Genomic DNA, 25,570 nt, shown 5'->3' on the forward strand with positions numbered 1-25,570 from the left:
GCCCCTCCCCTGACTAACCTGTCGCGGCCGTCTCCCACTCGCTGCCGCCCAGCGGATAGTCGTACGCGGGCCGCCCCGCATTCCCGCTCGTCCGGAACGGCTTGCCGTTGTCGTCGATACGCACCGTGCCACTGCGCGCTCCACTGGACCAGTCGAGCTCCAGGTACCAGCTCACGTCGTGCGCCCGCGCGTCCGCGAAGACATAGAAGACCTCGGGATCGGACTCGCTGACCTTGTAGGGGAAGTCCCGCTGCCCGGCCTTGGGCGTGGTCACGGGCCGCCCCGCGTCGAGATCCACGGCGAACGACTTCGTCTCCACGCCACCCCCGCAGCCGACGCCCATCGCATAGTCGTTCCAGGCGAGCGGCACGTCCTTGCCCACCACCCGCACGTGCAGCCCGTCCAGGACCACGGTGGCCTTCCCGGTCCCCTGCACGGTCAGCGCGAGCATCTGCTCCTGACCGGCGACCCCGCCGAGCGCCGTGACCCACCCGCGCGCGTCCGACTCGTTCGGCGGCGGGGGCACCTGCGCGGCCTTCCGGTTCACCAGGTAGTGCTGGCTGCACGGGCCTTCCCACTTGTACGGGTTGGCGGCCACGACGGGCGCGGTGGCGCCGTCGGCGACGTCCTGGCCCGCACCGCCACCCGAAGCCGCCGTCGAGACGGACGCCTCGGGCCCACCACTGTGCGAGGCGGAGACGGAGGCGCTGACCGAGGCGGACGGCTCCCGGTGCTTGCCGTCGGCGGACGCCGTCCCCCGCGAACCCTCCCGGGGACCGGACGACGCGGCGGCCCCCAAGACCTCCCGCCCCCCGCTCCCGTCCCCCTTGCCGTCCGGCACGAACCGCACCGCGAGCGCGGCGGACGCGAGCACCGCGGCGACGGCGACCGAGGCGAGGAGGACCGTACGCCGTCGCCGCCCCCCGGTCGAAGCCTCACCCGAGGGCCCGCCGACAACCTCCGAAGCCGCATCCGGCTCCCCCGAGGAACCCTCCACCCCCACCGGCATCACGGACGTCACATCCGCCACGGACACCTCATCCGTCACAGACGCCACGTCCGCCACGGAAGCTGTATCCGTCCCAGGCGCCGCAGGCACCCCCTTCTGCCCCCGCAGCACATCCGCCCGCACCCACCGCCGATGCAGCTCCACCAGCTCCTCGGGAGTCGCCCCGCACACGCGCGCGAGCCGCTCCACGGGTGCGTAGTCCGTCGGTACGGCGTCCCCGTTGACGTAGCGATGCAGCGTGGACGTACTCACGTGCAGCCGTTTCGCGAGCACCCCGTAACTGAGTCCGGACCGCTCCTTCAGCTCCCGCAGCAGCCCCGCGAACTCGTCCCCGGCCACCGTTCCTCCATCCCCCGCGTCCCGGGCCGCGTTCCAGGGGGACGGCATTCCCCCTGGTCAGACCCCATACGACCGTTCCGGCGTCCCGTATCCCCCGGCAACCGTGGCGGCCGGGACGGATCAACCACCAAGCTGTGGTCATCCAAGCACGCCGCTCCCCTCGACCGGTCGAGCGGCTGCCGACCAGCCACACCCACAGGGGGATCACCCATGTCCGCACGCACCGCCCGCACCCGCCTCCTCGCCGCCACGACGGTCGCGCTCGCCGCGTTCGCCCTCACGGCGTGCGACAACGGGAAGGGCGTACGTGACGAGGGTCCGTCCGCCGCGTCCAATTCCTCGGCGCAGCCGACCGGGTCCACGGCCGACGGCGGTACGAAGGCGAAGCCGGCGGGCGAGACGGGGGGCTCGACGACCGCCCCGAAGGGCACCACCACGGCAGGCACCACCACGGCGGGCACCAGCGGCGGCTCCGGCTCCGCCGGCAAGAACGGCGCAGGCACCACGGCCACCCGGAACCCCGCCTGCAACGGCGCCAACAGCAAGACCACCGCGACCGAGGTCTCCCGCCCCCTCAACCACCTGCTCCTCACCGTCACCAACACCGGTGCGAAGAACTGCGATCTGACCGGTTACCCGATCGCCCGCTTCGGCGAGGCCCAGTCGGTCCCGCCGGTCGCCGAGTCGACCCACCCGCAGGCGGTCGTCACATTGGCTCCGGGCGAGTCCGGCTACGCGGGCGTCCTGCTCTCGGCCGCCGACGGCAGCGGCGGCAACGGCTACACGGCCAAGACCCTCGTCGTCGGCTTCGCCAAGGGCAGCAGCGCGACCCCGGCGCTCCCGGCGAAGGGCGTGTACGTGGACGACAAGCTCACGGTGACGTACTGGCAGCAGAGCCTGGACGACGCGCTGGCCTACTGAGCGAGCGGCTGTCAGGCCCTAGCGGAGCTTCTGCGCGACCTCGGTGGCCCAGTAGGTGAGGATGTTCTGGGCGCCGGCCCGCTTGATGCCGGTCAGCGTCTCCAGGATCGCCTTGTCACGGTCGATCCAGCCCTTCTCGGCCGCCGCCTCGATCATCGAGTACTCGCCGGAGATCTGGTAGGCGGCCACGGGCACGTCGACGGAGTCCGCGACCCGAGCCAGGACGTCCAGATACGGTCCCGCCGGCTTCACCATCACCATGTCGGCCCCCTCCTCCAGATCGAGGGCCAACTCCCGCAGGGACTCCCGCACATTGGCGGGGTCCTGCTGGTACGTCTTGCGGTCGCCCGTCAGCGAGGAGGCGACGGCCTCCCGGAAGGGCCCGTAGAAGGCGGAGGAGTACTTCGCGGTGTAGGCGAGGATGGCGACGTCCTCGCGCCCGATCTGGTCCAGGGCGTCCCGGACGACCCCGATCTGCCCGTCCATCATCCCGCTGGGCCCCACCACGTGCGCCCCGGCGTCGGCCTGGACCTGGGCCATCTCGGCGTACCGCTCCAGGGTCGCGTCGTTGTCGACGCGGCCTTCCGCGTCGAGCACTCCGCAGTGCCCGTGGTCGGTGGTCTCGTCGAGACACAGATCGGACATGACGAGCAGTTCGTCGCCGACCTCGGCACGCACGTCACGGAGGGCGACCTGCAGAATCCCGTCAGGGTCGGTCCCGGGGGTTCCGACGGCGTCCTTCTTCGCGTCCTCCGGCACGCCGAAGAGCATGATCCCGGAGATCCCGGCCTCCACGGCCTCCAGCGCGGCCTTCTTCAGGCTGTCTCGCGTGTGCTGTACGACGCCGGGCATCGCCGCGATGGGAACCGGCTCGTTCACGCCCTCCCGTACGAACGCGGGGAGGATGAAGTCGGCGGGGTGCAGCCGGGTCTCGGCGACCATGCGCCGCATGACCGGCGTCGTACGCAGCCGCCGCGGCCGCGTACCGGGGAAGGATCCGTACTTCGTCATGCCCCCTACGCTACGCCCGCCCCTGGGCCCCCCTTGCCGACACCTTGCCGGTACGGCCGCGGATGCAAGGGGTCCCTGTTCGACTGACGGCCGGTGGGGGCTGATCGCGCAGTTCCCCGCGCCCCTAAAAGCCCGGGGCGGCGGGGGCGGAAAACCCTTGGTCCGCCCCGACCGCCCCGCACCCCCTACACACCCCTACGTCGTGCGACGCCTCCGCGCCCCCGGCCGACGCTCACTCGGCCGAGTAACCGGATCCCCCGCCTCCGCGGCGGCAGCCCTCCGCCTGAGACCGAAGTCCGCCAGCGCCTCAGCCAGCTTGTGCACCGACGGCTCCGGGGCCATGACATCGACCCGCAGACCGTGCTCCTCCGCCGTCTTGGCGGTGGCCGGACCGATACAGGCGATCACCGTCACGTTGTGCGGCTTGCCCGCGATGCCCACGAGATTGCGTACGGTCGAGGACGACGTGAAGAGCACGGCGTCGAAACCGCCCCCCTTGATCGCCTCTCGCGTCTCCGCCGGCGGCGGCGAGGCCCGCACCGTCCGGTAGGCCGTGACGTCGTCGACCTCCCAGCCCAGGTCGATGAGCCCCGCGACCAGCGTCTCGGTGGCGATGTCGGCCCGCGGCAGGAACACCCGGTCGATCGGGTCGAACACCGGGTCGTACGGCGGCCAGTCCTCCAGAAGCCCCGCGGCCGACTGCTCACCGCTCGGCACCAGATCCGGCTTCACGCCGAAGGCAACCAGCGCCTTCGCCGTCTGCTCGCCCACCGCCGCGACCTTGATCCCGGCGAAGGCCCGCGCGTCGAGCCCGTACTCCTCGAACTTCTCCCGCACGGCCTTGACCGCGTTCACGGAGGTGAAGGCGATCCACTCGTAGCGGCCCGTCACCAGGCCCTTGACCGCGCGTTCCATCTGCTGCGGCGTCCGTGGCGGCTCGACGGCGATCGTCGGCACCTCGTGCGGCACAGCGCCGTAGGACCGCAGTTGGTCGGAGAGTGAGACCGCCTGCTCCTTCGTCCGCGGTACGAGCACCTTCCAGCCGAACAGCGGCTTGGACTCGAACCACGAGAGCTGCTCGCGCTGAGCCGCGGCGGAACGCTCACCGACCACGGCTATCACCGGGCGCCCACCGTCCGGGGACGGCAGCACCTTCGCCTGCTTCAGGGTCTGGGCGATCGTCCCGAGCGTGGCCGACCAGGTCCGCTGACGCGTCGTCGTACCGGCGATCGTCACCGTCATCGGCGTGTCCGGCTTGCGACCGGCCGCGACCAGCTCGCCCGCGGCGGCGGCCACGGAGTCCAGCGTCGACGAGACGACGACCGTCCCGTCCGACGCCCCGACCTCGGTCCAGCACCGGTCGGAGGCCGTACGCGCGTCGACGAACCGCACATCGGCGCCCTGCGCGTCGCGCAGCGGCACACCGGCGTACGCGGGCACGCCCACGGCCGCGGCGACACCCGGCACGACCTCGAACGGCACGCCCGCGGCGGCGCAGGCCAGCATCTCCTCGGCGGCGTACGTGTCGAGCCCGGGGTCACCGGACACCGCACGCACGACCCGCTTGCCGCCCCGCGCGGCCTCCATGACAAGATTGGCAGCGTCCCTCAACGCGGGGTCACCAGCGGACGTTGACACGGCGTCAACAACCGCTAGTTGAGGCGTGCCTGTGCCCGGATACGTACTGGAAGACGTGCCCAAAGGCGTCCCCCCGTCCGTATTCGTACTCAGTACGGCGACGCCTTGTCTGGCATGGACGCGGACCATGTCGAGTACCTCGTACTCGGCGACGAGAACATCCGCGTTCGCCAGCGCCTCGACGGCGCGCAGTGTCAGTAGTCCCGGATCTCCGGGTCCGGCACCGAGGAAGGTGACGTGCCCGTTTTCGGGACCGGCGGGAAGGGTGGTGGGGCTCAATGTGCTCGCTCCCCCATCAGACCGGCCGCGCCCTTGGCAAGCATCTCGGCGGCGAGTTCACGGCCGAGCGCCATTGCTTGGTCATGTGTCTCGGGCACGGGACCGGTGGTGGACAGCTGCACCAGCGTCGTGCCGTCGGTCGTGCCGACGACGCCGCGCAGGCGCATCTCCTTGACAATCTGCCCGTCGGCCAGAAGGTCGGCGAGAGCACCCACGGGTGCACTGCAGCCGGCCTCCAGGGCGGCGAGCAGGGACCGCTCGGCGGTCACGGCGGCCCGGGTGAACGGGTCGTCGAGTTCGCCGAGCGCGGCGACGAGATCCGCGTTGTCCGCGGCACACTCGATCGCCAGGGCCCCCTGGCCGGGGGCGGGCAAAACGGTGTCGACGGACAGGAAGTCCGTCACGTCCTCTATCCGCCCCAGGCGGCCGAGGCCCGCGGCGGCGAGCACGACGGCGTCGAGCTCCCCGCTGCGTACGTATCCGATCCGCGTGTCGACGTTCCCACGGATCGCGACCGTCTCGATCGTCATCCCGTGGTTGCGGGCGTACGCGTTCAGCTGGGCCATCCGGCGCGGCGAACCGGTACCGACGCGCGCGCCGTCCGGAAGCTCCTCGAAGCGCAGCCCGTCGCGGGCGACGAGCACGTCGCGCGGGTCCTCGCGCAGCGGTACGGCGGCCAGCGCGAGCTCGTCGGGCTGCCCGGTCGGCAGGTCCTTCAGGGAGTGCACGGCGAAGTCGATCTCGCCGAGCAGCAACGCCTCGCGCAGCGCGGTGACGAAGACGCCCGTACCGCCGATCTGGGCGAGGTGCTCACGGGAGGTGTCGCCGTACGTCGTGATCTCCACGAGCTCGACGGGCCTGCCGGTCACCTGGCTCACGGCCTGCGCCACCAGCCCGGACTGGGCCATGGCGAGCTTGCTGCGCCTGGTCCCCAGCCTCAGTGCCGCCTTCTCATCTGGTCGCCCTTGGGGCGCTCCAGCCTGCCCCTGCGGCGCACGTGGCTCACGTGGCTCACTCATGCTCGCCCTCGGTTCTTGGCGTTCTCGTTGTTGTTCTCGGCCCGCGAGACGGAGGCGACCGTCTCGGGGTCCAGGTCGAACAGGGTTCGCAGCGCGTCCGCGTACCCGGCGCCACCGGGTTCGGCGGCGAGTTGCTTGACCCGTACGGTCGGCGCGTGCAGCAGCTTGTCGACGACGCGCCGCACGGTCTGCGTGATCTCGCCCCGCTCCTTGTCGTCGAGGTCCGGCAGCCGCCCGTCGAGCCGCGCGATCTCGCTCGCGACGAGGTCGGCGGCCATGGTGCGCAGCGCCACGACGGTGGGGGTGATGTGGGCGGCCCGCTGGGCGGCGCTGAAGGCGGCCACCTCGTCGGAAACGATCCTCCGCACCTGGTCCACGTCCGCCGCCATCGGCGCGTCCGCGGACGCCTCGGCCAGCGACTCGATGTCGACGAGCCGCACGCCGAGCAGCCGGTGCACGGCCGCGTCGATGTCACGGGGCATGGCGAGGTCCAGCAGCGAGAGCACGGGCGCGGGCCGGGGGGCCTCGGCGACCGGCTCGGGCCTGCGGCGCTCGGGCACCCGGCCGACGGTGGCGACGGCCAGCACGAGCGCGGCGATGGCGTCGGCGTCGGCCTCCGGGTCGAGTACGGCCGCCCCGCGCGGGGCACGGGCCGCGACATCGCCCTTGTCCACCCAGGCCGCGTGCTGCTCCAGCTCGGCGGCGGCCATTCCGGCGACGGCGGCCTCGCCGAGTACGGAGAAGCCGGCCGTGCCCTGCACGGCGGACAGGTCGAGCGGGCAGTCGTCGTCCGTGCCGACGCTGGTGGGAGCGAGCTGCGTCTGGTCGCCCACGGCCGCGGGCGACGCCGTACGAGCGGAGCCGGCACCTCGCACGAGGGGCTTCGCCGCGGGCTCGGCCGTGACCACGGACGCTCCCGTACGTCCCTCCACGGCCGCCGCGACCGTCTCGGCCGTCAGGACGAGCCCGGTGGCGCCGGTGCAGGAGATGGCGACGTCGGCACGTGTCAGCTCGAGCGGCACCGAATCCATCGGTACCGCGCGGGCCAGCACGTCCGTGTCGCCGCCCTCGTTCTCGTTGAGGATCTGGGCGAGTCGCTCCGAGCGGTCCGGGGTGCGGTTGGCGATGACGATCTCGGAGACTCCGGCGCGCGCGAGCGTCGCCGCGGCCAGCGAGGACATCGAGCCCGCGCCGATGACGAGGGCCTTCTTGCCCTTGGCCCAGGCGTCGACGGCGGTGCCGGCCGACAGCTGCTGGAGGCCGAAGGTGACGAGGGACTGCCCGGCGCGGTCGATGCCGGTCTCGGAGTGCGCGCGCTTGCCGACCCGCAGCGACTGCTGGAACAGGTCGTTCAGCAGCCGGCCCGCGGAGTGCAGCTCCTGCGCGGTGGCGAGCGCGTCCTTGATCTGGCCGAGGATCTGGCCCTCGCCCACGACCATCGAGTCGAGCCCGCAGGACACCGAGAAGAGGTGGTGGACGGCCCGGTCCTCGTAGTGCACGTAGAGGTGGGGGGTGAGCTCGTCGAGGCCGACACCGCTGTGCTGGGCGAGCAGCGTGGACAGCTCGGCGACGCCCGCGTGGAACTTGTCGACATCGGCGTACAGCTCGATGCGGTTGCAGGTGGCGAGCAGCGTGGCCTCGGCGGCCGGTTCGGCGGCGACCGTGTCCTGCAGCAGCTTGATCTGGGCGTCCGCGTTCAGCGTAGCCCGCTCCAGGACGCTGACCGGGGCGCTGCGGTGGCTCAGCCCGACGACGAGGAGACTCATGCCGGCATCACGGCGGGGACGTCCCCGTCAGGACCTTTGCCGTTGTCCTCCTGGGCGGCCTGGGCCACGGCGGCGGCACCGGCCTGGGCCTCGGCCTCCTCGCCGGCCTTGCGCTGCTCGTGGAAGGCGAGGATCTGCAGCTCGATGGAGAGATCGACCTTGCGCACGTCGACGCCGTCCGGGACGGACAGGACGGTCGGCGCGAAGTTGAGGATGGAGGTGACTCCGGCCGCGACCAGGCGGTCGCAGACCTGCTGGGCCACGCCCGGCGGGGTGGTGATGACGCCGATGGAGACGCCGTTCTCGTCGATGATCTTCTCGAGGCCGTCGCTGTGCTGCACGGCGATCCCGGCGACCTGCTTTCCGGCCATCTCCGGATCGGCGTCGATCAGCGCGGCGACCCGGAAACCACGGGAGGCGAACCCGCCGTAGTTGGCCAGCGCGGCGCCGAGGTTACCGATACCGACGATCACTACCGGCCAGTCCTGGGTCAGGCCCAGCTCACGGGAGATCTGGTACACGAGATACTCGACGTCGTACCCCACACCACGCGTCCCGTAGGAGCCGAGGTAGGAGAAGTCCTTGCGCAGCTTCGCGGAGTTGACCCCCGCCGCGGCCGCGAGCTCCTCGGAGGAGACCGTGGGTACCGAGCGCTCCGACAGTGCGGTGAGGGCTCGGAGGTACAGCGGAAGCCGGGCGACGGTGGCCTCGGGAATCCCTCGGCTGCGGGTCGCCGGTCGGTGAGTTCGGCCAGTTGCCACGGTGCTCCTGCGGGTAGCGCGGGGCTGCAGGCGGTCACACGTACCTAGACCGCCCCGTCGAATGCAGGCTATGTCTTTGTGAACGCGTGCACAAAGATGGTGTCCGATTTGCCCGGGCAACGTGACGGGGGTCACGCACTCCCGGCGCGCCCGTATGGAACCGGCTCGCGCACAACTTCGTTCCGCACCTGAAGGGGGCAAAACCGTACACTCTCCTCAACAAATCCCGCCCCCGAGACCAATCGCCGTCGATCCTAGGCGACTTTCCGGACCCGTTGGACTCACCGGTCAGGACGGGGCCCGGACCCGATCACGGCACAATCCGGACGGAACACCGCGCCACACCGCGCCACACCGCGCCACAAGGCGCCGCTACGGAGCGAGGGCTTTGCGCAGCCGCGCCTCGTCCACACGCCAGAAGGTGTGCTGCGCCCCGTCCACCAGCACCACGGGGATCTGCTCCCAGTAGGCACGGTGCAGCTCTTCATCCTCGGTGATGTCCTTGTGCTCCCAGGGGACCCCGAGATCCCCACACACCTTCTCCACCACTTCTTGTGCGTCATCACACAGATGACAACCAGGTTTCCTGATGAGCGTGACCAGCCGCTCCGAGGGTGCCTTCTGCGTCGTACGGCGCCCACCGCGCCGGAACATGGAACTCATACGGGTCATTCTCCCGCCACCCGCGCGGCCAGGAGGTGCCGGTCGGACGACTTCTTTAACGGCTCGGTCGCGGAGAGTTCACAGCCTCGCATCCTCTCGACTCCGGAAGCTCCGAACAAACTGGCTATGCTCACGACATGGCCGCTCTCGGATGGCTCACTCCCCGTAGGCGCTCCGCCACCGCGCGGAGCGTGTTGGCAGGCGAGGCCTCGGCGGAGGCAGCGCGCAAGTCCTCCCAGGAACTGGAGGAACTAGCCCACGACGCCGCGCCCGACGTCGACGCGCCCGACCAGGAACCGGAGTTCCCGGTCCTCGGCGACGAGAAGGCCGCGGCCTTCTTCGACCTCGACAACACCGTGATGCAAGGCGCCGCCCTCTTCCACTTCGGCCGGGGCCTGTACAAACGGAAGTTCTTCGAGACCCGCGACCTCGCCCGATTCGCCTGGCAGCAGGCATGGTTCAGGCTGGCCGGAGTCGAGGACCCGGAACACATGCAGGACGCGCGTGACTCGGCACTCTCGATCGTCAAGGGCCACCGGGTCGCGGAGCTGATGTCGATCGGCGAGGAGATCTACGACGAGTACATGGCCGAACGCATCTGGCCCGGTACGCGCGCCCTCGCCCAGGCCCACCTGGACGCGGGCCAGAAGGTCTGGCTGGTCACGGCGGCCCCCGTCGAGATCGCCACGGTGATCGCCCGCAGGCTGGGCCTCACCGGTGCGCTGGGCACGGTCGCGGAGTCGGTGGACGGCGTCTACACGGGCAAGCTGGTGGGCGAGCCCCTGCACGGGCCGGCGAAGGCGGAGGCGGTCCGCGCGCTGGCCGCCGCCGAGGGCCTGGACCTCTCCCGCTGCGCCGCCTACAGCGACTCCCACAACGACATCCCCATGCTGTCCCTGGTCGGCCACCCCTACGCGATCAACCCGGACACGAAACTCCGCAAGCACGCTCGTACGTTCGAGTGGCGTCTGCGCGACTACCGCACGGCCCGCAAGGCCGCGAAGGTCGGCATCCCCGCCGCGGCCGGCGTCGGCGCCGTGGCCGGCGGCACAGCAGCCGCCATCGCCCTCCACCGCCGCCGCCGCTGACCCCCGGGGCCGCGCCCCGGATCCCCCGGCCGTCTGCAGCTGTTCGGCTGCCGGCCGATGGGGGCTGGTCGCGCAGTTCCCCGCACCCCTGAAGGCCTCCAACCCGTCCGGCGTATGAGGACGAGGCCGTTCAGGCCGACGGGGGCCGAGGGCTGGGGCGCAGCCCCGCCCCCAGGAGCACGGGGAACGGCGCGCCAAGCCCCCACCGGCCCGCAGGCAACCAACCCACGGGGGTCTGGGGGCGCAGCCCCCGAGGATCTCGCCCGGAGTCGGCCAATCTGCTGTCCTACCCCCGCGGCCCCCCGCCCAGTCACCCCACCCCCACACGGCCACAACACGCCTCGCACCCAGACGGAACCCGAACCAATCCGATCAACAACCGGTCACTGTCCGGCACTTGATCCGGCGTCAATCGGTTACAGAAGCGACGTAATCGATGATTTGAGCAACTCGGTGTAGCGCTGCCTGTACGAAGCGTTATTCTCCTCAGACGCAAACCGGTACCCCTCCGTCGCTACGACGGGTGAAAGGTCCCGCACTGCACGTGATGGAAGCTCTGCCTCTGGGAGTCCCGTGTACTCACACGTCGGGGTTGACGCCTCGGGCCTGGCTACGCTGCGCGCAACGGTCCTGGACCGTTTGCGCGGCTTCGTCCCCACCGCGTACGCCGTCCCCGCCCTCGCCGCCGTCCCCGCGCCCCTCGGTCCTTGCTACGCCCTGGCCGAGGGCAGCGCGGCGGTCGGCAGACGAGGCCGCTCGGGCCCGGCCGCCACGCCCACCGCACGCCGCCCGGCCGCAGACAGCGACAGCGCCCGGATGATGGATCTGGTCGAGCGCGCCCAGGCCGGCGAGGCCGACGCCTTCGGCCGCCTCTACGACCAGTACAGCGACACCGTGTACCGCTACATCTACTACCGCGTCGGCGGCAAGGCGACCGCCGAGGACCTCACCAGTGAGACGTTCCTGCGCGCCCTGCGCCGCATCGGAACGTTCACCTGGCAGGGCCGTGACTTCGGCGCCTGGCTGGTCACCATCGCCCGCAACCTGGTCGCGGACCACTTCAAATCGAGCCGATTCCGACTCGAAGTGACCACCGGCGAAATGCTCGACGCGAACGAGGTCGAGCGAAGCCCCGAGGACTCCGTCCTGGAGTCACTGTCGAACGCGGCCCTGCTCGACGCCGTACGACGACTCAACCCCCAGCAGCAGGAGTGCGTCACCCTGCGCTTCCTGCAAGGGCTCTCGGTCGCCGAGACCGCACGGGTGATGGGCAAGAACGAGGGCGCCATCAAGACCCTCCAGTATCGAGCCGTCCGCACCCTGGCGCGGCTCCTCCCGGACGACGCCCGCTGAAACCCGTACGAACGCCGGTCCGTACGAACGCCATGGTGATCCCACACGCTCTGCGACACTCAACTCACCTTCCGTGAAAGTCCGTTGACTTCGCGGTCCGGTCATCCGTCGTCCGTAACCCAAGTGCCGCGACGCTCGTTGTGCGGGATACAGGCTCCCTGTGGTCACGACCCGGCCATCGCCGATCACTCGATCGTGTGGATGCGCTCGGGGCGTGCAACCCTCAGGACCCCCTGGGGAGTCGACCGTCTTGACGAGAGGAGGTGCCGCCAGTGATCGCGAACGTATCGGCACACCGGCGGGCGAACGCCTTCGCCCAGGCCCTGGAGGAGCAGTCCGACCAGGGCACGGCGGCCGAGCAGCCCGATGGATCGGCACCGTCCCGGGCTGCATCGGAACAGACCGAGCAGGGCCTCCTGTTGGCCCTCGCCACCGGTCTCGGCGAACTGCCCAAACCGGAGCTGGACCCCGAGGTCAAGGTCGTGCAGCGAGCACAGCTCGTGGCAGCGATGGAGGCCATGCTGCTGGAAGGCACCGCCGCGGGGGGCGAAGGCCCGGACCGTTCCGTGCCCGAGCAGCGCTCGCACCGGGCACGGGGCGCACACCGGGCGACCGGACTGGGGAAGCTGCGACCGCGTTCGCGTTTGTCCAAGGGCCTGGCCGCGGGCGGGCTCACCGTGGGTGTGGCCGCGGGAGCCTTCGGCGGCGTGGCAGCCGCCAGCTCCGACGCCCTGCCCGGTGACTCGCTCTACGGGCTCAAACGAGGCATGGAGGACATCCAACTCGGCCTGGCCCACGGCGACAGCGACCGCGGCGAGCTCTACCTCGACCAGGCGTCCACACGCCTGAGCGAGGCACGCCGGCTGATGGAGCGGGGCCGCTCGGGCCAGCTCGACCACGAGTCCCTGGGCGAGATCCGCCGCGCCCTGTCGGGCATGCAGCACGACGCCTCCGAGGGCCACCGCCTGCTGTACGAGGCGTACGAGCGGGACGGCTCGCTGGGCCCCATCCAGGCCCTGTCCGCCTTCGCCCAGTCGCACCGCGAGGCCTGGGGCGCGCTGCGCGACCGGCTGCCCGTCCAGCTCGGCGACGTCAGTCAGCAGGTCTCGTCGGTGTTCGCCGCCATAGACGAAGAGGTCGACCCGCTGCTCCCGGGCACCCCGGCGAAGGAGGGCACAGGCCGTCACCGGGGTGCCAGTTCGGACGCCCCGGGCTCGTCGTCCGGTACGGACCGTCCGGCGCCCAGCGACAGCAGCGGCTCCACCACCGGCAGCCACGGCAGCGGCAAGCCGAAGCCGTCCAGCTCCAGCAGTACCGGCGAGGGCCTGCTCGGCGGCACCACGGGCGGCCTCCTGGACCCGCCCAAGGACAGCACCAGCTCGTCCCCGTCGGCCGGCAAGTCCAGCCCGACGAGTGGCGCGCCGGACGTCACCCTGCCCCCGCTGCTGCCCGGTCTCTTGCCGGGTCTGGGCATCGACAGCGAGGACAGCAAGTAACTCCGGTACGAGGCTGGGGGCGCCCTTCTCAGGAAGGGCGCCCCCAGCCTCGTATGTCCGTCACCGGCGGAACGTCCGTCAGAAGAACACCGACCGGCGCTGCACCAACAGCTTGTACAGCGTGTGCTGGATCTGCTCCCTGACCTGGTCCGTCAGGTTGAACATCAGCATCGGGTCCTCGGCGGCCTCCGGCGGATAGCCGTCCGTGGGAATCGGCTCGCCGAACTGGATCGTCCACTTCGTGGGGAGCGGGACGGCGCCCAGCGGACCCAGCCACGGGAAGGTCGGCGTGATCGGGAAGTACGGGAAACCCAGCAGCCGCGCCAGCGTCTTCGCGTTGCCGATCATCGGGTAGATCTCCTCCGCGCCGACGATCGAGCACGGAATGATCGGGGCGCCCTGCCGCAGGGCCGTCGACACGAACCCGCCCCGGCCGAAGCGCTGGAGCTTGTAGCGCTCGCCGAACGGCTTGCCGATGCCCTTGAAGCCCTCCGGCATCACACCGACCAGCTCGCCGCGCTCCAGAAGCCGTTCGGCGTCCTCGGCACAGGCGAGGGTGTGACCGGCCTTGCGGGCCAGCTCGTTGACCACCGGCAGCATGAAGACCAGGTCCGCCGCGAGAAGGCGCAGATGGCGGCTCTCGGGGTGGTTGTCGTGGACGGCGACCTGCATCATCAGGCCGTCCAACGGGAGGGTGCCCGAGTGGTTGGCGACGATCAGCGCGCCGCCGTCGGTCGGGATGTTCTCGATGCCCTTCACCTCGACCCGGAAGTACTTCTCGTACAGCGGCCGGATCAGGGACATCAGGACCTGCTCGGTGAGCTCCTGGTCGTACCCGAAGTCATCGATCTCGTAGTCACCGGTGAGGCGCCGGCGCAGGAAGGCGAGACCACCGGCGACGCGCCGTTCCAGCCCGCCACCCTCCCGCGCCTGTGACGTCGACGGCGCGTTCTTCGGCGTCGACGGCTGAGGCGGCTGTTCCTCACGCGTCACAGGAACATCATCCTGCGGGAAGGTCCGGCCGGGCAGGGGCTGGACCTCACGTACCACCACGGGATCGCCCTTGCGCCGGCTCCCCGCGGCCCGCCGCCGCGGCGGGCGCTGCACAGCACCCCCGCGCGACCGGTCGTCGTCGAACGGAATGACCTTGGCGTCCGCCATCGTCGATGCGCTCCTCAGTTGGCGCTCAGTGTCGGGGGGTTGCCGCCGCCCACGTAACGCAGCGCGGCGATCCGGTCGACGGCCCCCGCGAGGGCCTCGGGGGGCAGGAGTCCGGGCCCCCGGCTGCGTGCGAAGTCCGCGAAGGTCTCCGCGGTCGAGTATCTCGGTTTGTAGCCCAGCGTCTCGCGCATCTGGTTCGTCGACACGACCCTGCCGTGGGTGAGCAGCCGCAGCTGCTCCGGCGAGAAGTCCGTCACGCCCAGGGTACGCACCGCCGTGCCCGCCCAGCTGAGCGCCGGCAGCAGCAGGGGCACCGTGGGACGCCCCAGACGTCGAGCACACTGCGAGAGCAACAGGACGCCGTCTCCGGCGATGTTGAAGGTGCCGCTGTTGAGAGTGCCGCGCTGTGGATCGTGCGAGGCGATCCGCAGCACCTCGATCACGTCGTCCTCGTGCACGAACTGCAGCCGCGGGTCGTAGCCGAAGACGGTCGGCAGCACCGGCAGCGCGAAGTACGAGGCGAGCGGCGAGTCGGCGCTCGGCCCGAGGATGTTCGCGAACCGCAGCACACACACGGCGACGTCGGGCCGCCGCCGCGCGAAGCCACGCACATACCCCTCGACCTCCACCGTGTCCTTCGCGAAGCCGCCGCTGGGCAGCGACTTGGGCGGGGTGGTCTCGGTGAACACGGCCGGATCTCGCGGCGCGGACCCGTAGACGTTCGTACTGGACTTCACGACGAGCCGCTTGACCGACGGGGACTTCTGGCAGGCGCCCAGCAGCTGCATGGTGCCGATGACGTTGGTCTCCTTGACCGTCGTCCGGCTGCCGCCGCCCAGCGCGATGCCCGTCACGTCCATGTGGACGACCGTGTCGACGGAGTGCTCGGCGAGCACGCGGGCGATCGTGGGCTGGCGGATGTCGGCCTGGACGAACTCGGCCTCGCCCAGATGGTGGTCGGGCAGCACCGCGTCCACGGCGATCACCCGGTCCACCTGGGGGTCACGCTGGATCCGTCGTACGAACCGGCCTCCCAGCTGACGGGCCACTCCGGTGACGAGCACGACCTTCCCCAAGATCAGCGCCTCTCTTCCCGTTCTGGACATGAGCGGACCTAGCTCTGCTCGTACCCTGCCGTGTTCCCCGTGTGCCGCCAACCTAGCGGGTTGATGTTGCGCTGTGATGACCACCCGATGCACGAAGTGACGACAGCCACGGACATACGATCAGACCAAGCCACACGGCACACGGGCGTATGCACAGCATCGCCCTCCGGGGCCCTCGCGCAGGAGACGCGCGCCCGCTCCTCTCGGAAAGTACCCGCTCTGGGCGAAAGCCGCCGCGACGGCGGAAGCCGGGGGCCCTGACTCCGGCCGGAAAACGGCTGTGGCCCCCCACCGGCCGGTGGGGGGCCACAGAGCGCGCCGTTCGCAGCGCTCGCACAAGCGCAAGGACGAGCCCCGCGATGCGGGGCACGGCCCTACTTCTTGTTGCGACGCTGAACGCGAGTGCGCTTGAGCAGCTTGCGGTGCTTCTTCTTGGCCATCCGCTTGCGCCGCTTCTTGATAACAGAGCCCACGACTACCCTCGCTCACTTCTCTTTACTCGGTGCTGGGCTGCATGGGCCCACACGACCTATGAGGGGCCAGCCTACCCGTCCGAGCGCTGAGGTCGTAATCGAGGGGATCCGAGTGGATTCCCGAGGCGGCCACAAGGGCCTCTCGGGAACCCCTCGAAGCATCCGTCAGGCTGTCTCCACCCCCACATAGCTCTCGCGGAGGTACTCGTGAACCGCTTGCTCCGGCACCCGGAAGGACCTCCCCACCCGGATCGCCGGCAGATGACCACTGTGCACCAAGCGGTACACGGTCATCTTCGACACTCGCATCACCGAGGCGACTTCCGCCACGGTAAGGAACTGAACCTCGTTCAGAGGCCTCTCGCCAGCTGCAGCCATGACACACCTGAACCTTCCGCACTCGACGGCCACCGGCTTCCCCTTCCGGTGACTCTTCGTCGTTGCGTGCTCACTCCCCAATGTAGGGGCGGGTGATGCGAGTGGGGAAGAGGGGATGGCATCGGCCGCCTACTGTGACAGACACGCTCGATTGAGTACATAGCGAGTAAGCGGTCGGTAGTAATCAGACCGCACAGCGTCATCAAGCGGAACGACGACGGACACCCGCCCCTCTGCCTCTCCGACGAAGAGCGCAGGATCGTCCGTATCGGCCAGCCCCATGGCCTCGAACCCCAGCTGACCTGCTCCGCAGACCCAGCCGTGGTCCCCGATGACGAGTTCCGGGAGCGGCCCGCCACCCTCCGCGGCGGCCGCCAGAACGGTCCGAACCGGCAGCGGTGAGTGGGTATGTGCGCCGGTCGCACCACCGGGGGCTTGCGTGCCGGGTTCGCGTACCAGCGCGACACCTTGTACGTAGTCAAGGTTGTACGTGCGTAGACCGAACCGGGTCGTTATGTCGACAGAGCTACCCTGCGCGGGGGTGAGGACGGTACATCCCGCCGCCGACAGGGCGTCCGCAAGGGCGGCGTAGAAACCGAGCAGACGGTGCGGATGACCGGTCCCGAGGAGTACCGCCTCGCGCTTCCGGGCCGCCGTTCCGAGTCGCGCCGCGAAGGAATCGAGCGCGACCAAAGTCCGCTCGGGGTCGATCACATCATGCCCACTCGTGTGCGTCGGATCGGCCGAAACTCCACACTTGTCGGCCATCAACTCGATCAGATCCCGCTGCTCCCACGTCCACTCGGGATCGAGCCCGAGCAGCACACGGGGATCGCGGGCCGCGAAGAGCCGATAGCTCCGCAGACTCTCCTCACGCGAGGTCGCAACGGGCCCGGCCAACCGGGCCGCCAGCAGGTGCGCACGTAATGCTCCGGTGCTCAACACGACAGCGATGCTGACGCACATGAACCCCCTTAACCCCGAATTTCCTGAAAACACCCCACACTTGGCGTAATACACACTCTGCCCCGGCTGCTCCCGCCGGGGGTTCGGAGCGGAGCCCCGCTGGGGGCGCGGCGGAGCCCCGCCGGAGTCCTGGGCGCAGCCCGCCGGGGGGCAGGCCGAGCCCCGCCGGGGGCCAGCCGAGCCCCGCCGGGGGGCTGGGGCGCACCCCCGCCGCGGGGACGGGGCACATCCCCACGGGAGGTCCGGGGGGTCGGGCGGAGCCCGGCCGGGAAGTTCGGGCGGAGCCAAAGCTGGGATACAAGGGCGCAGCCCCGCAAGGAAGTCCGGGACACAGGCCTGCCAAGGGAATGCAAACGGAGCCCCACGGGAGGACCGGAGCGGAGCTCCGGGGATGCCGGGGCACATACCGCCGGGGCGCCAGGGGCGAAGCCCCGGGGATGCAGGGGCGGAGCCACGCCGGGGGTTCCGAAGCCCAGCCCCACGGGAGGACCGGGGCAGAGGCTCCCCAGGTGGGATACAGGAACGCGGCCCCGTAAGGGGGCCGGGGCGCAGCCCCGCCAAGGGGACGGGCATACACCGCGGGAAGTCCGGAGCAGAGCCCGCCCGGGTGCAGGGGCGCAGCCCCGCCAGGAGTCGGGGGCACAGCCCCCGGGGTGCAGGGGCGCAGCCCCGCCAGGAGTCGGGGGCTCAGGGAGCGGGGACGGGGTGGTGGGCGCTGGTGGGTGTCAGGGGAGGAGGCCGCGTAGGGGGAACACCGCACGGCGCGTCGCGACGATCGCCTGGTCGAGGCGGTCCGCCGGGTCGTACCCGGACTCCCACCCCTTCCAGGACACGGGCCACCGCCCGTCCGTCATCCGCACGGGCGCCAACTGCCGCGTGCGAGCGAAGACCTCCTGCCGCCAGCTCTCGGGAATCACCGTCTCAGGGTCGATGGGCCGCCCCGCCGCGACGGCGACCAGATGCGTCCACGACCGCGGTACGACGTCCACTACCGCGTACCCGCCCCCACCCAACGCGACCCACCGCCCGTCGGCATACTCGTGCGCCAGGTCGTGACAGGCGACCTGCACGGCCCGCTGCGCGTCGAGCGAGACGGCGAGATGAGCGAGCGGATCCTCGAAGTGGGTGTCGGCACCGTGCTGGGTGACAAGCACCTGCGGCCGAAACTCGGCGACGAGCTCGGGCACCACGGAGTGGAACGCCCGCAGCCACCCCGCGTCCCCGGTCCCGGCCGGCAGCGCGACGTTGACGGCGGAGCCCTCCGCCGAGGAGGCCCCCGTCTCCTCCGGCCACCCGGTCTGCGGGAACAGTGTCCGCGGATGCTCGTGCAGCGAGATCGTCAGAACCCGGGGGTCCTCCCAGAACGCCGCCTGCACCCCGTCCCCGTGGTGCACATCGACATCCACGTACGCGATCCGCTCGGCCCCCAGCTCCAGCAGCCGCGCGATCGCGAGCGAGGCGTCGTTGTAGATACAGAACCCGGACGCCCCACCCGGCATCGCATGGTGCAGCCCACCCGCGAAGTTCACCGCGTGCAGCGCGTCCCCGTGCCACACCGCCTCCGCCGCCCCGACCGACTGCCCGGCGATCAGCGCCGACACCTCGTGCATTCCCGCGAAGGCGGGATCGTCCATGGTCCCGAGCCCGTACGAGGCGTCCGCGGCCCCCGGATCCACCGACGCGGCCTTGACCGCCTCGACATAGTCCTCACGATGCACGAGCCGCAACGTCGACTCCCCGGCCGGCTTCGCCGCGACGACATCCACCTCCCGGTCGAGCCCGAAGGCATCGACCAGTCGCCGGGTCAGCGCAAGCCGGACCGGATCCATCGGATGGTCCGGGCCGAAGTCATAGCCCGTTACTGCCTCGTCCCACATCAGCTGTGCGCGGCCGCTCATGTCCGTCACCGTATCGGTCCGGTTCGGGCGCGAACGAGCGGGCGTACCCCAAGGTCGCCAGGACCAACACCATCGGTACAAGCATGGCGCCCCGGTAGTTCCAGGCGTCGCCCAACGCCCCCACCAACGGCGAACCGATCAAGAACCCGACGTAATTGAAGATGTTCAGCCGCGCGATGGCCGCATCCGAAGCCCCCGGAAACAGCCGTCCGGCCGCCGCGAACGTCTGCGGCACCAGCACACACAACCCCAGCCCCAGCAACGTGAACCCGAGCATCCCGACCCACGCCCCCGGCGCCACCGCCACCACCGCGAACCCCAGCGCCGCCACGACCGCCCCCAGCCGTACGACGGCCACCGCCCCGAACCGCCGCACCCCGAAGTCCCCGACGGCCCGTCCCACCAGCGTCATCACCATGTAGACGTTGTACGGAACGGTCGCCAACTGCTCCGAACTGCCCAGCACGTCCTGCAGATACTTCGCACTCCAGTTTGAAACTGTCGAGTCCCCGATGTACGCGAACGTCATCACCAGACACAGCGGCAACAGCAGTCTGAAGACCAGGGCCCCACTCTGCCCCTGCCCCTTCCCGACCTCGGCGGCGGCCTCGGCATCGGCCTCAGGAACAGAGGCGGCGCCCCCGTCGACGTACCACCGACTCCCCACGAACGCCGCCGGCAGCAGCACGAGCACCACCGGCAGATAGGACACGAACAGCGAGAGATGCCAGTGCGCCCCGACCCACGCGAGCGAGGCGCCCACGATCCCGCCCAGGCTGTACGTGGCATGGAAGCCGAGCATGATGCTGCGCCCGTACGTCCGCTGGAGGCTCACCCCGAGCATGTTCATGGAGGCGTCGAGCGCGCCGACCGCGAGCCCGAAGGCGCCGAGCGCGACCGCCAGTTCGACGAGCCGGTCCCCCGACCCGACCCCGAGCAGCGCCAGGAGCACAACGGGCTGGGACCAGCGCAGCAGCCGACTGGGCCGTATTCGCCTCACCAGCTGCTCGGTCGTCACGCTGCCGACCCCGGCGAGGATCGGCACGGCGGCCAGGAACGCGGGCAGCAACGCGTCGGAGACGCCGTACCGGTCCTGGATGGCCGGAATGCGCGTCACGAGCAGGGCAAAGGTGGCGCCCTGAGCAAAGAAGCTGAACGCCAAAGAGGCCCTACCGCGCCGCAGCACATCTGTCATGGCGGCGAGCGTAGGGCCCCGGCTTACCGGTGGGTAGATCCAACCGAAGGTGAATTTTGCTCAACTCTTCGGCTGGATGGTCCCGGCGACCTCGTTCTCCAGCATCTTCTCCATCGGAACGACCGCCAGCCGACCGGCAACCAGGATGGCCAGCGCGATCGCACCGATCATCACGACCGTGCCCAGCCAGACCATCGTGTCGACCGGCAGGGTGTACGCGCCCACGACCCGCGCCACGCACTCCCCGAGCAGCGCCACGCCCCAGACCAGGGAGAAGGTCCGCTCGGCCTTCCGGAACCGCGGGGAGCCGGCCGTCAGCCGGTCCCACGCGGCGTTCTTGGCCGCGTCGCCCTTGATGAGGAACGGCTTCATGCCCGCCGTCATCATCGGCCTGCCGAGCTTCACGGACACCAGGATGCCGATGCCGATCGCGCTGCTGACCCCACTGTCCTTGGCCAGCATCAGCCGCGGGTCACCGGCGACGAGGCTGAGGGCCAGCCCGACAACGTTGACGAACAGAATCAGCCCGGCCAGGGCGTTGGCCTTGCGCTCCTTCACCGCGCTCCACACGGTCCGCACCGCCGGCACCACGCTGCTCCAGCCGAGGGCCGCCATGGTGCTCATGCCGAACCCGTTCTTGAGGAGGTAGTACGACCCGACGGGCACCGCCACGTCGAGGATCAGCGGCAGGAAGCTGGGCCTGGCGGCGACATCGGCGCTCGTGGCGGCCGGTGCCTCGACAGTGGTCGCTCCAGTGCTGGTCTCGATGGCCGTGATGCTCATGATCGGGTCCCTCCGTCGTCGCTGTGTACGTCCCGTTCGATGTACTCAGCTTCGCGGTCGGACCCCACTCGCCAACAGAAACGATCGTCCGGAGCTGGGCGTGACAAATGTCAGTGCCGGGCGGTGGGTGCCGTCATACGAGCAGGTCAGCCAACTCGCCCAGCTCGGAGAAGAGTTGAGTGGCACCGGTGAGCTTGGCGGCCGGTGTCATGGCGGTGAACCCGTACACGTCCATCCCGGCGGCGTTCGCCGCCCGCACCCCGAGCGGACTGTCCTCGACGACGACACACCGGTGCGGCGCCACGCCCATCCGCTCGGCCGCGTAGAGAAACAGATCGGGTGCCGGCTTGCCCCGCCCCACGTCCTGCGAGCTGAAGACACGCCCCTCGTCGAACCACCGGTCGAGCCCGGTCTTCCGATGCCCCACCCGGATCCGCTCATGGCTCCCGGAGGAGGCCACGCAGTACGGGACCTCGTCCGCGGCCAGCTTCTCCAGCAACTGCACGACACCGGGGACGGGTTGCAGCTCCCGCTCGAAGGCGGCGAACACCCGCCCGTGAAAGACGTCGTCGAACTCCTCCGGCAGCCGCTGCCCGCTCCGCTCCTGGACGAGCTCGTGGATGCGGTGCATGGCGGACCCCATGTAGTCCCGGATGGACTCCTCGTACGAGGTCGGGTGCCCGAGTTCGGTCAGATAGGCGGCCAGGATCGTGTTGGAGATCGGCTCACTGTCCACGAGGACGCCGTCGTTGTCGAAGATCACCAAGTCATAGCGCATGACAAAACCCTAGGCCCCCGAACGCAGAAAACCCCCGTACCGATTTCCCGGTACGGGGGTTCTCCCTACAATGAGTTCGGCGGCGTCCTACTCTCCCACAGGGTCCCCCCTGCAGTACCATCGGCGCTGTGAGGCTTAGCTTCCGGGTTCGGAATGTAACCGGGCGTTTCCCTCACGCTATGACCACCGAAACACTATGAAACTGTCACTACCGCACCATGCCCAGTGGCCCTGGGAATGGGGTTGTTCGTGGTTTCAGAACCAACACAGTGGACGCGAGCAACTGAGGACAAGCCCTCGGCCTATTAGTACCGGTCACCTCCAGCGGTTACCCGCCTTCCAGATCCGGCCTATCAACCCAGTCGTCTACTGGGAGCCTTAACCCCTCAAGGGGGTGGGAATACTCATCTCGAAGCAGGCTTCCCGCTTAGATGCTTTCAGCGGTTATCCCTCCCGAACGTAGCCAACCAGCCATGCCCTTGGCAGGACAACTGGCACACCAGAGGTTCGTCCGTCCCGGTCCTCTCGTACTAGGGACAGCCCTTCTCAATATTCCTACGCGCACAGCGGATAGGGACCGAACTGTCTCACGACGTTCTAAACCCAGCTCGCGTACCGCTTTAATGGGCGAACAGCCCAACCCTTGGGACCGACTCCAGCCCCAGGATGCGACGAGCCGACATCGAGGTGCCAAACCATCCCGTCGATATGGACTCTTGGGGAAGATCAGCCTGTTATCCCCGGGGTACCTTTTATCCGTTGAGCGACGGCGCTTCCACAAGCCACCGCCGGATCACTAGTCCCGACTTTCGTCCCTGCTCGACCCGTCGGTCTCACAGTCAAGCTCCCTTGTGCACTTACACTCAACACCTGATTACCAACCAGGCTGAGGGAACCTTTGGGCGCCTCCGTTACTCTTTAGGAGGCAACCGCCCCAGTTAAACTACCCATCAGACACTGTCCCTGATCCGGATCACGGACCCAGGTTAGACATCCAGCACGACCAGAGTGGTATTTCAACGACGACTCCACAACAGCTGGCGCTGCCGCTTCAAAGTCTCCCACCTATCCTACACAAGCCGAACCGAACACCAATATCAAACTGTAGTAAAGGTCCCGGGGTCTTTCCGTCCTGCTGCGCGAAACGAGCATCTTTACTCGTAGTGCAATTTCACCGGGCCTATGGTTGAGACAGTCGAGAAGTCGTTACGCCATTCGTGCAGGTCGGAACTTACCCGACAAGGAATTTCGCTACCTTAGGATGGTTATAGTTACCACCGCCGTTTACTGGCGCTTAAGTTCTCAGCTTCGCCACCCCGAAGAGTGACTAACCGGTCCCCTTAACGTTCCAGCACCGGGCAGGCGTCAGTCCGTATACATCGCCTTACGGCTTCGCACGGACCTGTGTTTTTAGTAAACAGTCGCTTCTCGCTGGTCTCTGCGGCCACCCCCAGCTCAGAGTGCAAGACTCATCACCGGTGATGGCCCCCCTTCTCCCGAAGTTACGGGGGCATTTTGCCGAGTTCCTTAACCATAGTTCACCCGAACGCCTCGGTATTCTCTACCTGACCACCTGAGTCGGTTTAGGGTACGGGCCGCCATGAAACTCGCTAGAGGCTTTTCTCGACAGCATAGGATCATCCACTTCACCACAATCGGCTCGGCATCAGGTCTCAGACTATGTGCCAGGCGGATTTACCTACCTGACGTCCTACACCCTTACCCCGGGACAACCACCGCCCGGGATGGACTACCTTCCTGCGTCACCCCATCACTCACCTACTGCAGGTCTGGTCCGTCGGCTCCACCACTCCCCTTTGCCCGAAGGCTCCGGGGCGGCTTCACGGACTTAGCATCGCCTGGTTCAATGTTTGACGCTTCACAGCGGGTACCGGAATATCAACCGGTTATCCATCGACTACGCCTGTCGGCCTCGCCTTAGGTCCCGACTTACCCTGGGCAGATCAGCTTGACCCAGGAACCCTTAGTCAATCGGCGCACACGTTTCTCACGTGTGTATCGCTACTCATGCCTGCATTCTCACTCGTGAACCGTCCACCACTGCCTTCCGGCGCGGCTTCACCCGGCACACGACGCTCCCCTACCCATCACAGCCGCCGTTGGGCGTATTGCTGCAATGACACGACTTCGGCGGTACGCTTGAGCCCCGCTACATTGTCGGCGCGGAATCACTAGACCAGTGAGCTATTACGCACTCTTTCAAGGGTGGCTGCTTCTAAGCCAACCTCCTGGTTGTCTCTGCGACTCCACATCCTTTCCCACTTAGCGTACGCTTAGGGGCCTTAGTCGATGCTCTGGGCTGTTTCCCTCTCGACCATGGAGCTTATCCCCCACAGTCTCACTGCCGCGCTCTCACTTACCGGCATTCGGAGTTTGGCTAAGGTCAGTAACCCGGTAGGGCCCATCGCCTATCCAGTGCTCTACCTCCGGCAAGAAACACACGACGCTGCACCTAAATGCATTTCGGGGAGAACCAGCTATCACGGAGTTTGATTGGCCTTTCACCCCTAACCACAGGTCATCCCCCAGGTTTTCAACCCTGGTGGGTTCGGTCCTCCACGACCTCTTACAGCCGCTTCAACCTGCCCATGGCTAGATCACTCCGCTTCGGGTCTTGAGCGCGCTACTATGTCGCCCTATTCGGACTCGCTTTCGCTACGGCTTCCCCACACGGGTTAACCTCGCAACACACCGCAAACTCGCAGGCTCATTCTTCAAAAGGCACGCAGTCACGACGCACTGAGTAAACTCAATGCGCGACGCTCCCACGGCTTGTAGGCACACGGTTTCAGGTACTATTTCACTCCGCTCCCGCGGTACTTTTCACCATTCCCTCACGGTACTATCCGCTATCGGTCACCAGGGAATATTTAGGCTTAGCGGGTGGTCCCGCCAGATTCACACGGGATTTCTCGGGCCCCGTGCTACTTGGGTGTTTCTCAAACGAGCCGTTGACGTTTCGACTACGGGGGTCTTACCCTCTACGCCGGACCTTTCGCATGTCCTTCGCCTACATCAACGGTTTCTGACTCGTCTCACGGCCGGCAGACCGTGAAAGAGAAATCCCACAACCCCACATACGCAACCCCTGCCGGGTCTCACACGCATATGGTTTGGCCTCATCCAGTTTCGCTCGCCACTACTCCCGGAATCACGGTTGTTTTCTCTTCCTGCGGGTACTGAGATGTTTCACTTCCCCGCGTTCCCTCCACTTGCCCTATGTGTTCAGGCAAGGGTGACAGCCCATGACGACTGCCGGGTTTCCCCATTCGGAAACCCCCGGATCAAAGCCTGGTTGACGACTCCCCGGGGACTATCGTGGCCTCCCACGTCCTTCATCGGTTCCTGGTGCCAAGGCATCCACCGTGCGCCCTTAAAAACTTGGCCACAGATGCTCGCGTCCACTGTGCAGTTCTCAAACAACGACCAACCACCCATCACCCCCGGTTACCACCGGAGTTCACTGGG

20 protein-coding genes and 2 rRNA genes are annotated in these 25,570 nt (G+C 68.6%); 4 read left to right on the top strand and 18 right to left on the bottom strand.

What is annotated here, in order from left to right:
• Positions 1-13: 13 nt before the first annotated feature.
• A complete protein-coding gene (locus SMIR_RS15750) occupies positions 14-1,348 on the bottom strand; it encodes a helix-turn-helix domain-containing protein (RefSeq protein WP_249938430.1) in 1,335 nt (444 codons plus the stop codon).
• Between the two features lie 210 nt (positions 1,349-1,558).
• On the opposite strand from SMIR_RS15750, the gene SMIR_RS15755 reads away from it, so the two are divergent.
• The gene (locus SMIR_RS15755) at positions 1,559-2,269 is read left to right on the top strand and encodes a DUF4232 domain-containing protein (protein ID WP_168494329.1); all 711 of its coding nucleotides are present in this window, start codon (positions 1,559-1,561) and stop codon (positions 2,267-2,269) included.
• A gap of 18 nt (positions 2,270-2,287) precedes the next feature.
• On the opposite strand, the gene hemB is transcribed toward SMIR_RS15755, so the two are convergent.
• The 6 genes from hemB to SMIR_RS15785 all read right to left on the bottom strand — a co-directional run bounded on the left by hemB (position 2,288) and on the right by SMIR_RS15785 (position 9,415).
• The gene (gene hemB, locus SMIR_RS15760) at positions 2,288-3,280 is read right to left on the bottom strand and encodes a porphobilinogen synthase (RefSeq protein WP_168494327.1); all 993 of its coding nucleotides are present in this window, start codon (positions 3,278-3,280) and stop codon (positions 2,288-2,290) included.
• A 195-nt stretch (positions 3,281-3,475) separates the two neighbouring features.
• Positions 3,476-5,197 (bottom strand): bifunctional uroporphyrinogen-III C-methyltransferase/uroporphyrinogen-III synthase, encoded by a 1,722-nt coding sequence (locus tag SMIR_RS15765; RefSeq protein ID WP_168494325.1) that lies wholly within the window; start codon positions 5,195-5,197, stop codon positions 3,476-3,478.
• On the bottom strand, positions 5,194-6,216 hold the full coding sequence (gene hemC / locus SMIR_RS15770) for a hydroxymethylbilane synthase (RefSeq protein ID WP_168494323.1): 1,023 nt from the start codon (positions 6,214-6,216) through the stop codon (positions 5,194-5,196). Before hemC ends, SMIR_RS15765 begins: the two co-directional genes overlap by 4 nt.
• Positions 6,213-7,982: a glutamyl-tRNA reductase gene (locus SMIR_RS15775; protein ID WP_168494321.1), complete on the bottom strand. Its 1,770-nt coding sequence runs from the start codon at positions 7,980-7,982 to the stop codon at positions 6,213-6,215. The genes hemC and SMIR_RS15775 overlap by 4 nt, the downstream gene beginning before the upstream one ends.
• Complete coding sequence (locus tag SMIR_RS15780; protein WP_054228018.1) at positions 7,979-8,743, bottom strand: redox-sensing transcriptional repressor Rex; 765 nt, start codon at positions 8,741-8,743, stop codon at positions 7,979-7,981. The genes SMIR_RS15775 and SMIR_RS15780 overlap by 4 nt, the downstream gene beginning before the upstream one ends.
• Before the next feature lie 372 nt (positions 8,744-9,115).
• A complete protein-coding gene (locus tag SMIR_RS15785) occupies positions 9,116-9,415 on the bottom strand; it encodes a glutaredoxin family protein (protein ID WP_075033738.1) in 300 nt (99 codons plus the stop codon).
• Positions 9,416-9,543: 128 nt separating this feature from the next.
• On the opposite strand from SMIR_RS15785, the gene SMIR_RS15790 reads away from it, so the two are divergent.
• The 3 genes from SMIR_RS15790 to SMIR_RS15800 all read left to right on the top strand — a co-directional run bounded on the left by SMIR_RS15790 (position 9,544) and on the right by SMIR_RS15800 (position 13,343).
• Positions 9,544-10,494 (top strand): HAD family hydrolase, encoded by a 951-nt coding sequence (locus SMIR_RS15790; protein WP_168494319.1) that lies wholly within the window; start codon positions 9,544-9,546, stop codon positions 10,492-10,494.
• Between the two features lie 573 nt (positions 10,495-11,067).
• Positions 11,068-11,847: an ECF subfamily RNA polymerase sigma factor, BldN family gene (locus tag SMIR_RS15795; RefSeq protein ID WP_168494317.1), complete on the top strand. Its 780-nt coding sequence runs from the start codon at positions 11,068-11,070 to the stop codon at positions 11,845-11,847.
• 272 nt (positions 11,848-12,119) lie between these two features.
• Positions 12,120-13,343 (top strand): DUF5667 domain-containing protein, encoded by a 1,224-nt coding sequence (locus SMIR_RS15800; protein ID WP_212727139.1) that lies wholly within the window; start codon positions 12,120-12,122, stop codon positions 13,341-13,343.
• Positions 13,344-13,421: 78 nt separating this feature from the next.
• On the opposite strand, the gene SMIR_RS15805 is transcribed toward SMIR_RS15800, so the two are convergent.
• From SMIR_RS15805 to SMIR_RS15855, 11 genes are all read right to left on the bottom strand, one after another.
• Complete coding sequence (locus SMIR_RS15805; protein WP_168494313.1) at positions 13,422-14,504, bottom strand: lysophospholipid acyltransferase family protein; 1,083 nt, start codon at positions 14,502-14,504, stop codon at positions 13,422-13,424.
• A gap of 14 nt (positions 14,505-14,518) precedes the next feature.
• On the bottom strand, positions 14,519-15,580 hold the full coding sequence (locus tag SMIR_RS15810) for an NAD-dependent epimerase/dehydratase family protein (protein ID WP_212728367.1): 1,062 nt from the start codon (positions 15,578-15,580) through the stop codon (positions 14,519-14,521).
• Positions 15,581-15,984: 404 nt separating this feature from the next.
• A complete protein-coding gene (locus tag SMIR_RS15815; protein ID WP_003948845.1) occupies positions 15,985-16,083 on the bottom strand; it encodes a 30S ribosomal protein bS22 in 99 nt (32 codons plus the stop codon).
• A 165-nt stretch (positions 16,084-16,248) separates the two neighbouring features.
• On the bottom strand, positions 16,249-16,461 hold the full coding sequence (locus SMIR_RS15820) for a helix-turn-helix domain-containing protein (RefSeq protein WP_004984898.1): 213 nt from the start codon (positions 16,459-16,461) through the stop codon (positions 16,249-16,251).
• Between the two features lie 129 nt (positions 16,462-16,590).
• On the bottom strand, positions 16,591-17,406 hold the full coding sequence (locus tag SMIR_RS15825; protein ID WP_168501212.1) for a phosphatase: 816 nt from the start codon (positions 17,404-17,406) through the stop codon (positions 16,591-16,593).
• Positions 17,407-18,152: 746 nt separating this feature from the next.
• Complete coding sequence (locus SMIR_RS15830; protein WP_168494311.1) at positions 18,153-19,325, bottom strand: acetoin utilization protein AcuC; 1,173 nt, start codon at positions 19,323-19,325, stop codon at positions 18,153-18,155.
• Positions 19,276-20,520, bottom strand: a complete 1,245-nt coding sequence (locus SMIR_RS15835) for an MFS transporter (protein ID WP_168494309.1) — start codon at positions 20,518-20,520, stop codon at positions 19,276-19,278. The genes SMIR_RS15830 and SMIR_RS15835 overlap by 50 nt, the downstream gene beginning before the upstream one ends.
• A gap of 60 nt (positions 20,521-20,580) precedes the next feature.
• The gene (locus SMIR_RS15840) at positions 20,581-21,303 is read right to left on the bottom strand and encodes a VC0807 family protein (RefSeq protein WP_212727140.1); all 723 of its coding nucleotides are present in this window, start codon (positions 21,301-21,303) and stop codon (positions 20,581-20,583) included.
• Positions 21,304-21,436: 133 nt separating this feature from the next.
• Positions 21,437-22,081: an HAD family hydrolase gene (locus SMIR_RS15845; RefSeq protein WP_168494307.1), complete on the bottom strand. Its 645-nt coding sequence runs from the start codon at positions 22,079-22,081 to the stop codon at positions 21,437-21,439.
• 74 nt (positions 22,082-22,155) lie between these two features.
• A 5S ribosomal RNA gene (rrf, locus tag SMIR_RS15850) occupies positions 22,156-22,272 on the bottom strand.
• A 94-nt stretch (positions 22,273-22,366) separates the two neighbouring features.
• Positions 22,367-25,489: ribosomal RNA gene (locus SMIR_RS15855) — 23S ribosomal RNA — on the bottom strand.
• Between the last annotated feature and the right edge of the window lie 81 nt (positions 25,490-25,570).

The sequence above is a fragment of the Streptomyces mirabilis genome (genome assembly GCF_018310535.1).
Classification (GTDB): Bacteria; Actinomycetota; Actinomycetes; order Streptomycetales; family Streptomycetaceae; genus Streptomyces.